Annotated in this window: 8 protein-coding genes; 5 read left to right on the forward strand and 3 right to left on the reverse strand. The window is 65.6% G+C overall.

Annotation, left to right across the window (positions count from 1 at the left end; translation table 11 throughout):
- Positions 1 to 6 precede the first annotated feature (6 nt).
- The 5 genes from AC3D24_RS18680 (at position 7) to AC3D24_RS18700 (ending at position 8,861) form a co-directional block, all read left to right on the forward strand.
- Positions 7 to 1,536 (forward strand): TolC family outer membrane protein, encoded by a 1,530-nt coding sequence (locus AC3D24_RS18680; RefSeq protein ID WP_489032564.1) that lies wholly within the window; start codon positions 7 to 9, stop codon positions 1,534 to 1,536.
- Positions 1,537 to 1,571: 35 nt separating this feature from the next.
- Positions 1,572 to 2,114: a DUF2497 domain-containing protein gene (locus tag AC3D24_RS18685; RefSeq protein ID WP_489032565.1), complete on the forward strand. Its 543-nt coding sequence runs from the start codon at positions 1,572 to 1,574 to the stop codon at positions 2,112 to 2,114.
- 238 nt (positions 2,115 to 2,352) lie between these two features.
- Entirely contained in the window at positions 2,353 to 3,960 is a 1,608-nt protein-coding gene (locus AC3D24_RS18690; protein ID WP_489032566.1) for a histidine kinase famiy protein, read from the forward strand.
- A gap of 39 nt (positions 3,961 to 3,999) precedes the next feature.
- Positions 4,000 to 6,870: a valine--tRNA ligase gene (locus AC3D24_RS18695; protein ID WP_489032567.1), complete on the forward strand. Its 2,871-nt coding sequence runs from the start codon at positions 4,000 to 4,002 to the stop codon at positions 6,868 to 6,870.
- 509 nt (positions 6,871 to 7,379) lie between these two features.
- Positions 7,380 to 8,861, forward strand: a complete 1,482-nt coding sequence (locus AC3D24_RS18700) for an MATE family efflux transporter (RefSeq protein WP_489033232.1) — start codon at positions 7,380 to 7,382, stop codon at positions 8,859 to 8,861.
- Positions 8,862 to 9,023: 162 nt separating this feature from the next.
- Here the strand turns inward: AC3D24_RS18700 and AC3D24_RS18705 are convergent, their stop codons facing one another.
- The 3 genes from AC3D24_RS18705 to AC3D24_RS18715 all read right to left on the reverse strand — a co-directional run bounded on the left by AC3D24_RS18705 (position 9,024) and on the right by AC3D24_RS18715 (position 12,531).
- A complete protein-coding gene (locus AC3D24_RS18705; RefSeq protein WP_489032568.1) occupies positions 9,024 to 9,794 on the reverse strand; it encodes an NYN domain-containing protein in 771 nt (256 codons plus the stop codon).
- Between the two features lie 62 nt (positions 9,795 to 9,856).
- Positions 9,857 to 10,333 (reverse strand): transcription elongation factor GreB, encoded by a 477-nt coding sequence (gene greB / locus AC3D24_RS18710; RefSeq protein ID WP_489032569.1) that lies wholly within the window; start codon positions 10,331 to 10,333, stop codon positions 9,857 to 9,859.
- A gap of 212 nt (positions 10,334 to 10,545) precedes the next feature.
- Positions 10,546 to 12,531, reverse strand: a complete 1,986-nt coding sequence (locus tag AC3D24_RS18715; protein ID WP_489032570.1) for a lytic transglycosylase domain-containing protein — start codon at positions 12,529 to 12,531, stop codon at positions 10,546 to 10,548.
- Between the last annotated feature and the right edge of the window lie 91 nt (positions 12,532 to 12,622).

A 12,622-nucleotide genomic window follows, 5' to 3' on the forward strand; every position in this document is an offset into this window, starting at 1 on the left:
CAAACCATGCCACGCACCGCTCGTTTCCGCCCTCTGCTCCTGAGTGTTGCGCTGGTCTATAGCGGTGCACCAGCAAGTGCGGAAACGCTGCGAGAGGCGCTGGCCAAGGCTTACACCACCAACCCGCTCCTGACCGGGCAACGTGCCACGTTGCGCGCCACCGACGAGACCGTGCCGATCGCCCGCGCTGCCGGACTGCCATCGGCCAATGCGACGGGTGACTACACCGAATTCGTCGTGACCGCGGCGAACAGCTTCACCGCCTTGCCGCGTCAGGCAGTAGCCCGCGCCAACGTGTCAGTGCCGCTGTATCAGGGCGGCCAGGTCCGCAATTCGGTTGCTGCCGCCAAGACCAGGGTCGAGGCCGGTCGCGCAACGCTGCGCGGCACCGAGGCCGATCTGTTCACCAATGTCGTTGCCGCGTACATGGACGTGATTCGCGACGAGGCGATCGTCGGTCTTAATACCCAGAACGTCCGCGTCCTCGACGTCAATCTGCAAGCCAGCCGAGACCGGTTCCAGGTCGGCGATCTCACGCGGACCGACGTTGCCCAGTCCGAAGCGCGCCTCGCGCTCGCCCGTGCGCAGCTCCAGTCGGCGGAAGCGCAGCTGATCTCCAGCCGGGAGAATTATATCCGGTACGTCGGCACGCCTGCCGGGACGCTCGAAACGCCGCCTACCTTGCCGCATCTGCCCGACAGCCCGGCGTCTGCGGTGACCGTCGCGATCGAGAATAATCCGGTCCTGATCGCCGCGGCGAAGGAGCGCGACGCAACGCGCTATGACGTCGGCGTCGCACGCGCGACCCGCCTGCCACAGATCAGCGCAGTGGGAGGCGCCAGCTACACCAACTATCTCGGCTCGGCGTCGAATGCCGATGGCAGCGCACTTTCGTTCCCCAACGTAAACAAGACGGTCCAGGCCGGGCTGTCGCTGACGCTGCCCTTGTTCCAGGGCGGCCTTCCTGCCGCGCGGGTCCGCCAGGCCGAGGCGTTCCAGAGCCGCGCGATCGAGAACGTCACCGCGACCGAACGCAACGTGATCTCGCAGGCGCGTTCCGCCTTTGCCGTCTGGCGGTCGTCGGAGCAGGTGATCCAGTCGTCCGAGACGGCGGTCAACGCGAACAAGCTCAGCCTTGAGGGCGTCCGTGCCGAGAACAGCGTCGGTACGCGGACGATCCTCGACATCCTCAACGCCGAGCAGGAATTGCTCAACAGCCAGGTGACGCTCGTCACCGCGCGCCGCGATGCGTATGTCGCCGGTTTCGCGTTGCTGGCTGCGATGGGGCAGGCGGAGGCGCGTGACCTCGGTCTCGATGGCGGCGTGCTCTACGATCCGGTCGCGAATTATCAGCGCGTGCACCACAAGATCTGGGACTTTGGCGGCGATGGCGAGCCGGTACCGGTGGGTACGCGCACCGCGCAATCGCCCGCCCAGGACGCTCATGTCGCGCCGCAGGCCGATCCGTTGCTCGATACGCCAGTTGACAGGAACCCCGCCTTGACGACAGGTAAGGACGCGCCGAGCCGCCAATAGGGGTGCGCGCGGCTACGGGGTTTGGGATGGTCCGGATGGGGGACGTGAACGGCGAGCCGTCGATGGAGGAAATCCTCTCGTCGATCAAACGCATCATCGCCGAAGAGGGCGACACGCCCGGCCGCGCGCGACGTCCGTCGCGGACGATGTCGGCACCCGTGGACCTCGATCTCGACGACGAGATGGACGACGACGAGATCCTCGAACTGAGCGACCCGATGCCGATGGCCGACCGTACCCCCCGCACGCCGAAATCGCCGGTGCTGACCTCCGTCGATGCTGCACCCGAGCCGCGCCAGCCGGCACCGAAGCCGCAGGCTGCGCCCGTTGCTGCGCCGACGCAGCAGGCCGAGGCACCGATCGTCTCGCGCGAAACCGCCGCTGCAACGCGCGCGCCGCTCGAAGCGTTGACGCGCATGATGGTAAAACCCGATGCAAGCAGCGACGGCACGCTCGAAGGCCTTGTCCGCGAGATGTTGCGCCCGATGCTGCGCGAATGGATCGACGCGAACCTGCCCGGCATGGTCGAGGACATGGTGTCGCGAGAGATCGCCAAGATCATGAACCAGCAGCCGTAATCGGATCCGGATCAGCCGTGCGCTCGGCGGTCCGGGGCGATGCTCCACGCCAGGTGGAGGTGGCAGGCATCGCCTGACGGAGGGGGCGGCAAGCGAAACATCTGGTTCGTTTCATTTGGTTCTGCCGCCCTTGGCGCCAACTCTCCTCCGGGAGAGACTCACAAACACCGACGACCCATCAACCGAGGCGTAGTGTCGCGTACGGAACAACGCCGCCCGATACAGGGTTTGGCTACCCATGTCCGATACCGAGACCATAACGCCCGCCGAGAAACCGGATCGTCCCGCGTCACGCCGCGACGGTCGAAATGACATCTCCCCCGCGGAGGCCGGCAGCGACATCTTCTTCGCGGCCGTGAAGACCACGCGGATGCCCATGGTCGTCACCGACCCGCACCGCGACGACAACCCGATCATCTTCTGCAACGAGGCGTTCTCGTTCATGAGCGGCTATTCGCAGGACGAAATCCTCGGTCGCAACTGCCGCTTCCTGCAAGGTCCAGAGACCGACCGCGCCGCCGTCGCCGAAGTCCGCGCGGCGATCGAGAAGCGCGAGGAAGTCGCGGTCGAGATCCTCAACTACCGCAAGAACGGCTCGACCTTCTGGAACGCCTTGTTCGTCTCCCCGGTGTTCGACGAAAATGGCACGCTCAAATACTTCTTCGCCAGCCAACTCGACATTTCCCGCCGTCGCGAGGCCGAAGAAGCGTTGCACGAAGCGCAGAAGATGGAGGCGGTCGGCAAGCTGACCGGCGGCATCGCGCACGACTTCAACAATCTGCTGCAGGTCATCCAGGGCTATGCCGATATTCTCGACGCGCGGATCGATTCGAGCGATCGTTCGGCGCGTCGCGCGGTCGATGCGATTGCGACATCGGCATCGCGCGCGGCAACGCTGACGCAGCAACTGCTCGCGTTTGCGCGGAAACAGGAACTGCGCGATCGGTTGATGAATCTCAACCAGCTGATCGGCGATTTCCGTCCGATCCTGGAGCGCAGCATCGGCAGCGGCATAACGCTGAAGCGCGATCTCGCGGCCGATCTGTGGAATTGTCGCGTCGATCCGGTCCAGGCCGAAATGGCCTTGCTCAACATCATCGCCAATGCGCGCGATGCCACCGGCGGAACGGGCAAGGTCACGATCGCCACGCGCAATGCCGTGCTGCCCGAGGATGCGAGCGTTGCGAAGCTCGAACCCGGCGAATATGTCGTCGTCAGCGTCTGCGACGACGGTCCGGGCATCGATCTTGCCACTGCCGACAAGCTGTTCGAACCATTCTACACGACCAAGGAAATGGGCAAGGGCGCGGGGCTCGGCCTTGCCATGGTCTATGGCTTCATGCGGCAGTCGGGCGGTCTTGCCACCGTGACAAATGGCGACGGCGGCGGTGCGGAATTCTCGCTGTATTTCCCGCGTGCAAGCGGCGCGGTCGAGCGTAAGCCGGCAGCGCCCCTGGCGCCGCATACGGGCGGTGCCGAGCGTGTGCTGATGGTCGAAGATCAGGCGGAGGTTGGCGAACTCGGCCGCACGATCCTCGAGGATCTCGGCTATGAGGTCGTGCTGGTCAACAGTGCGCGCGGGGCGCTCGATACGTTGGCGGGCGACTCGAACTTCAGGCTGCTCTTCACCGATATTCTCATGCCCGGCGGGATGAACGGCGTCGCGCTCGCCCAGTCGGTGCGGCGCGATTATCCGCATACCGCGGTACTGCTGACGACCGGTTTCGCGGACGAAGCGATCGACGAGGGCAGCCGGTCGTTCGAACTGATCCGCAAGCCGTATCGCCGCAACGAACTGAACGAGCGGATCCGGCAGGTGCTCGACAAACCTGGCGCGCGGACCTGAGGCTGGCCTAGGGCGAACGCGCTCGCTAAGGCATCGGCCATGAGCGAGCTTCCCAAAACCTTCGACCCTGCTTCCATCGAATCGCGCTGGTACGCGCATTGGGAGGAGAGTGGCCAGTTCCGTCCCGACCGCCCGAACGCCGAGCCGTGGACGATCGTCAACCCGCCGCCCAACGTCACGGGCTCGCTGCACATCGGCCATGCGCTCGACAATACGCTGCAGGATATCCTCACGCGCCACGCCCGCCTGAAGGGCAAGGATGCGTTGTGGGTGGTCGGCACCGATCACGCCGGCATCGCGACGCAGATGGTGGTCGAGCGCCAGATGGGCGCGCTCAATCCCCCGCAGAAACGCACGGACATGACGCGCGAGGAATTCGTCGCGAAGGTCTGGTCGTGGAAGGAAGAGAGCGGCGGCGAGATCACGCAGCAGCTCCGCCGGCTCGGCTGCTCGATGGACTGGGCGAACGAGCGCTTCACGATGGACGAAGGCTTCTCGAAGGCCGTCCTGAAAGTGTTCGTCGACCTGCACAAGCAGGGCCTGCTCTACCGCGACAAGCGCTTGGTGAACTGGGATCCGGGCCTCGGCACCGCGATCAGCGACCTTGAGGTCGAGACGCGCGAGATCAAGGGCAGCTTCTGGCACCTCCGCTATCCGCTCGAAGACGGCTCGGGCTTCATCGAGGTCGCGACCACACGCCCCGAGACGATGCTCGCCGACATGGCAGTCGCGGTGAACGGTGCAGATGCACGCTATACCGCACTGATCGGCAAGCAGGTGAAGCTGCCGATCACCGGCCGGCTGATCCCGATCATCGCCGACGACCATGCCGATCCGGAGTTGGGATCTGGCGCCGTGAAGATCACGCCGGGCCACGACTTCAACGATTTCGAGGTCGGCAAGCGGGCAGGGATGGCCGCCGGATCGATGCTCAACATGCTCGATGCGAAGGCGCGCGTCGTGCAGGTGTCGGACGGACTGATTCCGGACGAGCTGCTCGGGCTGACGACCGCGGAGGCGCGGAAGGCCGTCGTTGCGCGGCTGAAGGACGAAGGCTTCCTGATTTCGCACGTCGACAAGGACGGCGAAGAGCACGACGCCGAGCCGCGCACCATCCAGACTCCTTATGGCGATCGCTCGGGCGTGGTGATCGAGCCGTGGCTGACCGACCAATGGTATGTCGACGCGAAGACGCTCGCCCAGCCGGCGATCGAGGCGGTGCGGACCGGCGCGATCGATATCGTGCCCAAGACCTGGGAGAAGACGTTCTTCAACTGGATGGACAACATCCAGCCCTGGTGCGTGTCTCGGCAATTGTGGTGGGGGCATCGGATCCCGGCGTGGTTTGCCATCGACGGCAACATTTTCGTCGCCGAAAACGAGGAAGCGGCTTTAGCCCAGGCCAGAGAGTTTTACGGCGCGACGGAAAATATTCAGTTCAGTGAAATGAACGAAGGTTTCTTGGCTCCTACCAATCTCGATTCGAATGCGCGTATTTTATATCGCGATCCCGACGTGCTCGACACGTGGTTCTCCTCCGCTCTCTGGCCCTTCGCCACACTTGGCTGGCCCGAGGAGGGTGCCGTTCCCTCTCCCCTCCGGGGAGAGGGCCAGGGTGAGGGGCTGCCAAGCAGCGCCACGCCCGGTACGACCCCTCACCCCGACCCTCTCCCCGCAGGGGAGAGGGAGCAGAAGCAGTTAGGCGGGCGCTACCCCAACGACGTGCTCATCTCCGGCTTCGACATCCTGTTCTTCTGGAACGCGCGGATGATGATGCAGGGGCTGCACTTCATGAAGGACGTGCCGTTCCGCACGCTCTACCTCCACGGCCTCGTCCGCGCGGCGGATGGCGCGAAGATGTCGAAGTCCAAGGGCAACGTCGTCAACCCGCTCGGCCTGATCGACACCTACGGCGCCGACGCGCTGCGCTTCTTCATGGCGGCGATGGAAAGCCAGGGCCGCGACATCAAGATGGATGAGAAGCGCGTCGAGGGCTATCGCAACTTCGCCACCAAGCTGTGGAACGCGGCGCGCTTTGCACAGGCCAACGGCATCGTCGCCAGCACGACCCTGGAAGCGCCGCGCGCGAACCTCGCGGTCAACAAGTGGATCATCGCCGAGACGATCGCGACCGTCCAGACGGTCGACCTCGCGCTCGCCGACTACCGCTTCGACGGCGCGGCCAACGCGATCTATCAATTCGCGTGGAGCCGCTTCTGTGACTGGTATCTCGAACTCATCAAGCCGCAGATGATCGGCGACGAGCGCGGCCAGATCGACGACGAATCGAAGGCCGTTGCCGGCTGGGTGCTCGACCAGATCCTGGTCCTGCTCCACCCGTTCATGCCGTTCATCACCGAGGAACTGTGGCACGCGATGGGTGCTCGCGAGCACGACTTGATCGTCGCGCAGTGGCCGATGGCGGATGCGCGCGCGCTCGATCCCGAAGCGAGCAAGGAAGTCGACTGGCTGATCCGCCTGGTTCAGGAAATCCGTACCGCGCGGAATGAACTGAACGTCCCGCCCGGCGCGCGCCTGCCGCTCCACGTTCGCGATGCGAATGCGGCGACGCTGGCGCGGTTGGAACGCCAGGCGCCAGCGCTCGCGCGTCTCGCCCGCGTCACGCATGCCGACGGCGAAGCCACCGGCGGCGCGGCGCAGGTCGTCGTGGACGAAGCAACGTTCGTCCTGCCGCTAGAAGGCGTCATCGACCTCGACTCCGAACGCGCCCGCCTGACCAAGGCGATCGCGGCGGCGGAAAAGGAGCGCGACGCGCTGTCGGGCCGGCTCGGCAATGCCAGCTTCGTCGAGCGCGCCAAGCCCGAAGCGGTGGAAAAGGCCAAGGCTGACCACGCCGACAAGGCCGCCGAAGCCGCACGGTTGCAGGCCGCGCTGGGCCGGCTGGGCTGAGCTGCTCCCCTCCCGCCTGCGGGAGGGGTTGGGGGAGGGGCGTGCCTCAAAAACCGGACGCCAGTACGTACGTCGCACCCTCCCCTGACCCCTCCCGCAAGCGGGAGGGGAATGCATGCCGTACCGCCGTCCCAGCAAATCACTCAAACCAAACCCGTCACCCCAGCGAAAGCTGGGGTATCCCAGTGCGTAACCACACCGGCCACCCAACGACGGGGATACCCCAGCTTTCGCTGGGGTGACGGTTTGAGGGGGGTGGCTCTGCCGTGCAAATTATCCAACCGCCATCTTGTTCTCCCGCGAAGGCGGTAGCCCAGACTGGGTCCCCGCCTTTGCGGGGAAACAGGGTACGCTTGGTTCGGCGTACGGGACCTACCACCTTGTTCCGGAGTTCACTCCGCGGCTAGGCGTGACATGACAGGGCGCCTGCCCGTTCACCGGTATATGCCGGACCGAGTTCGGCCTGACGGAGAGACTGTGTGAACGACCTTCCACCCGACGCCGAGATCATCGCCGACCCCCGCGGGCCCTTGAGCCCAAAGCCAGACCGCCCTCCCAGCAAGCCAGGCCAACGCGACCTCACCACTGGGCATATCGGCCGCACGCTCCTCGCGTTCGCGCTCCCCACGCTCGGCTCGAACATCCTGCAATCGCTCAACGGCTCGATCAATTCGATCTGGGTCGGCCGCTATCTCGGCGAAGGCGCGCTGGCGGCCACCTCCAACGCCAATATCATCATGTTCCTCACTTTCGGCGCGGTGTTCGGCTTCGGCATGGCGGCGACGATTCTCGTGGGTCAGAGCTTCGGCCGACACGATCTGGAGGGTGCGCGCCGGGCGTTCGGCTCGGCGATCGGCCTTGTGCTCGGCGGCGCGATCGTGATTGCCGCGCTCGGCTGGGTGTTCGCACCCGAGATTCTGCACCTGCTCGCCACCCCCGGCGACGCTATGCCGCTCGCGCTCGCGTATCTCCGCGTGATCTTCCTCGGACTGCCGGCGTCGATGATGATGGTGCTGGCGATGATGGGCCTGCGCGGCACCGGCGATTCGATGACCCCGCTATGGTTCATGGGGCTCAGCGTGGTGCTCGACAGCGCGCTCAACCCGCTGCTGATCGCGGGTATCGGGCCGTTTCCGCGGATGGGCATCGCCGGCTCGGCGACCGCGACGCTGATCGCCAGCCACGTCTCGCTGCTGGGATTGGTCATCTACATCTACCTCCGCGACCTGCCGATCCGGCTGCGTGGGCAGGAACTGCGCTATCTGATCCCAGAGCGCGTGCTGACCGGCCTGATCGTGCGCAAAGGCCTGCCAATGGGCGCGCAGATGCTGGTCATGTCGACCGCGGGGTTGGCGATGGTCGGGCTGGTCAACCGGCTCGGCGTTGAAACTGCGGCTGCCTATGCGGTATCGCAACAGCTCTGGACGTATATCCAGATGCCGGCGCTCGCGATCGGTGCGGCGGTCAGCTCGATGGCTGCGCAGAATATCGGTGCGGGCCGCTGGGATCGGGTCGGCGACATCACGAAGTACGGCCTGGTCTTCAATGTGGCACTGACTGGCGCGATGGTCGCCGTGGTGATCTTGTTCGATCGCCCGGTGATGACGCTGTTCGTCAGCGGCGACAGTCCGGCGATACCGATTGCGCGCCACATCCAGTTGATTGCGAGCTGGAACTTCATCCTGTTCGGCGCGACGATGGTGCTGTTCTCGACCGTTCGCGCGAACGGCGCGGTGATCGCGCCGCTGATCGCGCTGATCGTGGCGATGTACCCGGTGCGGATCGGCTTTGCGCTATTGGCCAAGCCGTGGCTCGGGGCGGACTCGTTGTGGTGGAGCTTCCCGCTCGGGTCACTCACCACGCTGGCGATCGCGATCGGTTATTATCGCTACGGCAATTGGCGAAAGGGCGCGCTGGTCGTGCCAGACGAGGGTGAGGAACAGGCGCACGGGTTGAGTGAGCCGGGTGGGCGGTTGCAGCCTACGGGGTAATGCCGAAATCTGGCCCCGCTAGATCAAAGCCACCTCCCCGGCGGAGGCCGGGGTCCAGTTGGAGAGGTTGCAGTAACAAAGCGCGGCGCTCGGTTAGCAACGTTCCCCAACTGGGCCCCGGCCTCCGCCGGGGTGGTGGACCTTTAGTCAGGCTTGAACTGCCTATCGCAGCCGCTTCACGAACGACCGGCCACCCTCGCGCCGCTCATGCTGGAAGTTCGGGATCGTCTCGATCAGGTCCGACAACCGGTTGAAGCCATAGTTCCGCGCATCGAAACTCGATCGGTTGCCCGCCAGCTGCCCCAGTTCGGCGACGCTGGCATAACCCTTCTCGTCGCGCTTCACCGCGTTGTAGGCGTCGATCAGGAGCTTGATGACCTCCTCGTCGATCGGCTGCGCGGTCTTGGGACGCTGAGTCGGCGCCGGCGCCGGTGTCGCCACCTTCTCGCCGGCGACCGGCGCTGGAGCCGGTGCGGGCATCGCCTGAGATGTCTCGTTCAGCGCCCCCACATCGATGAACCGCGTGCAAGCCTGACGGAACCCCTCCGGCGTGCGGCTGGTACCGAAGCCATAGACCGGGATGCCGTCCTGCCGGATGCGGGTTGCGAGCGGCATGAAATCGCTGTCCGACGACATGATGCCGAACCCGTCGATGCGACCGCGGAACAGCAGGTCCATCGCGTCGATCGTCATCTTCATGTCGGTCGCGTTCTTGCCCTTGGTCAGGTCGAACTGTTGTTGCGGCTCGATGCCGTGCTTGATCGACATGTCGCTCCAGGCTTTCAGCGCGGGCTTCGACCAGTTTCCATAGACCCGGCGGACGTTGACCGTGCCGAGCTCGGCGAGGACGGTCAGCACCGGATCGAGGGTCGCGGCGGACGCATTGTCCGCGTCTATCAGGAGGGCGATGTTGCGTGTTGTCGTATCGATCATGCGCGTGAGATTAGACCCCGCCGCGCCCGACGTCCACGCTCCGTACCAAACCCCGGCAATGTTCAGGGATAGGCGATCGCGATCACTTCATACTCGCGCTCGCCGGCCGGCAGGTCGACGCGCCGAACATCGCCGATAGTCGCGCCGCGCAGGGCGCGCGCGAATGGCGAGTTCCAGCCGATCCGCCCGTTGCTCGCATCTGTCTCGTCGTCGCCGACCAGCGTCAGCACGCGCTCGACATCGTCCTCGTCCGCAACCGTCACGCACGCGCCGAACCACACGCGCGAGCGATCTTCCTGGACCGCGGGGTCGACGACCTTGGCCGCCTTCATCCGCTTCGACAGCCAGCCGAGGCGGCGGTCGATTTCACGCAGACGTTTGCGGCCGTAGATATAGTCGCCGTTCTCGGAGCGGTCGCCATTGCCCGCTGCCCAGGAGATGACTTCGACCAAGGCGGGGCGCTCGGTCGACAGGAGTTGCTCGTATTCGGTGCGGAGGACGGTGTAGCCGGCGGGGGTGATGTAGTTGGGGCGATCCATCTCAAATTCCGTCGTGCCGGGCTCGTTCCGGCATCCACCGTTCCGCACACTCTAGGGCGTTTGAGTATGCGGTGGGGTGGACCCCGGAACAAGTCCGGGGTGACGGAAGGCGTGGGAATTGGGGTAAATCCTGCGCGTCCTCGCCGCGTTCTCCCGCGAAGGCGGGAGTCCCGTCTGGGCTCCCGCCTTCAGGGGAGAACAATATTAGGTGATCAACCTGGACGGTTTTTGCCCAGATACCACGACAACCGCGCAGCCCCCCGGCTTTTCGCCCGTGCCGGGTTCATCAGGTCGTACACCACCGCATTCTCCAGCACGCGCTGCACGTAGTTGCGCGTCTCCTGGTACGGGATCGCCTCGACCCAATCGACCATGTCGACAGCCCCGGTCCGCGGGTCGCCGTTCGCGCGGAGCCATTTGTTCACGTTGCCGCCGCCTGCATTATACGCCGCCACCGCCAGCGGATAACTGCCGTAATTGGCGTAGACCCGCTGGAAATAGCTCGAGCCGAGCATGATCGACATGTTCGGATCGGTCGTCAGCGCCGCCTGGTTGTAGGCGAGGCCGATTTTCCCCGACTGCTCGCGCGCGGTCGCCGGCATAAGCTGCATCAGGCCACGCGCACCGGCATGCGACACAGCGGCCCGATCGAACTGGCTCTCCTGCCGCGAGATCGCGTGGATGATCGTCCAGTTGTCCTCATATCCCGCCGGCACCGACACCATCGGGAAGCCCACCGCGGAATAATCGCTGAGCCCGTTCGCCAGCGCGCTGCGCCCGACCATCACGCCGAGATCGGGCCGGTTGAGGCTTTTCGACAGTTCGGCGGCAAGCAGGTGATCGGTGTCGGTCGTTGCATCCGCCGCGATCTGGCGGACGAACGCGGTCTGGTCCTGCCAGTCGCCGATCTGCCCGAGGAACTTCACCGCGCGCACCGTCTCGCGGCGATCGAACGCCGCGCGCGTCGCCGGATCGATCGCCACCGAAGCAACCGACGGCGGCGCGACCAGCGCACGCCCGGTGCGCTCGTTCGCCAGCTGCCCGTAATATTGATCGCGGTACCCCGCCGCCTGACCGTAGAACGCCGCCGCCTGAGGCGCCAACCCGGCAGCCTCCGCCGCACGCCCCGCCCAGTAATACCCCTTCGACCGCACCTGCGGCGAGCGCGAGCCCCGCGCATACCGGTCGAACAGCGTCATAGCGTCCGCCGGCCGCCCGAGCTGCTTCATCGCCACCCGTCCGCCGAGCCAGGCGAGATTGGTATATTCGTCACGCTCGGCATAGGATTTTGCCGCGATGTCCGCGCCATACGGATATGCGTCGTCGATCTGCCGCGCGATGTCGTAGGCGACCTGATACTGCCCGTCGTTCGCCGCGCCGTTCGCGTTGGTAACGAGCACCTCATACCATTCGGCGGCATTGCCCGGCCGCGTCACGAGCGACCGAGGCCGCGCCAGCCACGCGCGCGCCGACGGGCTCGCGCCCGAATTGCGCAACCACTGCGCCCGGTCCGCAACATAGCCCGCGTCGTTCGCATACAGCGTCTGCGTCGAGGCCGAGATATCCGACGCGTTCGGCGCATTCGTCCGGAACGCGAGCCGTGCCTCGAAGATCGGCCGCCGCGCCGCACTCGTCCACACCAGTTGCCGCTGCGCCGCGCCGGTCTGGCCCGCCCACAACAGCGCATCCATCCGCGCATCCTGATCGTCCGGCGTCAGCGCACCCGGAAAGCCCGACACGACCATCGCCTCGTCGGTCGGCGTCAGTCCGCTGCTCCGCCACGCCGTCCGCACCGCCGCATACGCCTGATCCCGCGCGCCCGTCGCTTGCAAGGCCCGCGCATAGGCGACGCCGCCCGACGCGGACTGCGGCGGGTAACGACGGAAAAACGCGACAACGCTGGTCGGCGATCCGGTCGCCGCCTTGCGCTCCGCCGCACGCCGGTTGGCAGTCTCGTTAGGCCAGCCCGGATGCGCCATCAGGAAGCCAGCATAGCTGTCGAACGGCAGCGCATCGGTCTGCTGCAACGCCCGCCACTGCGCGATGGTCGAGGCGATCGCGCCGTCCGTCGCCATCGGCTGTGCATTGGGGCCCATATTGGCCAGTTGCGTGCTGTAGCGATCCAGCGTCTGCTGGCCGCCTCCCGACGCGGCGACCGTCCCCGCCACGACTGCAAGGAGAAGGCTCGTTTTAAACATCGATGCTACCATGTGGACAGCATACGCCCCGAACCCGTATCTGTCCTGAACGAAATCCGGATTTTGCTAGACATCCGGCGCAACAGGACTG

The sequence above is a fragment of the Sphingomonas sp. SL1004 genome (assembly GCF_057815015.1).

Bases quoted from the DNA above. Each gene is read 5' to 3' on its own strand.
- AC3D24_RS18695 (WP_489032567.1), top strand. From the start codon at position 4,000: ATGAGCGAGCTTCCCAAAACCTTCGACCCTGCTTCCATCGAATCGCGC.
- AC3D24_RS18680 (WP_489032564.1), top strand. From the start codon at position 7: ATGCCACGCACCGCTCGTTTCCGCCCTCTGCTCCTGAGTGTTGCGCTG.
- AC3D24_RS18685 (WP_489032565.1), top strand. From the start codon at position 1,572: ATGGGGGACGTGAACGGCGAGCCGTCGATGGAGGAAATCCTCTCGTCG.
- AC3D24_RS18715 (WP_489032570.1), bottom strand. From the start codon at position 12,531: ATGTTTAAAACGAGCCTTCTCCTTGCAGTCGTGGCGGGGACGGTCGCC.
- AC3D24_RS18690 (WP_489032566.1), top strand. From the start codon at position 2,353: ATGTCCGATACCGAGACCATAACGCCCGCCGAGAAACCGGATCGTCCC.
- AC3D24_RS18705 (WP_489032568.1), bottom strand. From the start codon at position 9,794: ATGATCGATACGACAACACGCAACATCGCCCTCCTGATAGACGCGGAC.
- greB (WP_489032569.1), bottom strand. From the start codon at position 10,333: ATGGATCGCCCCAACTACATCACCCCCGCCGGCTACACCGTCCTCCGC.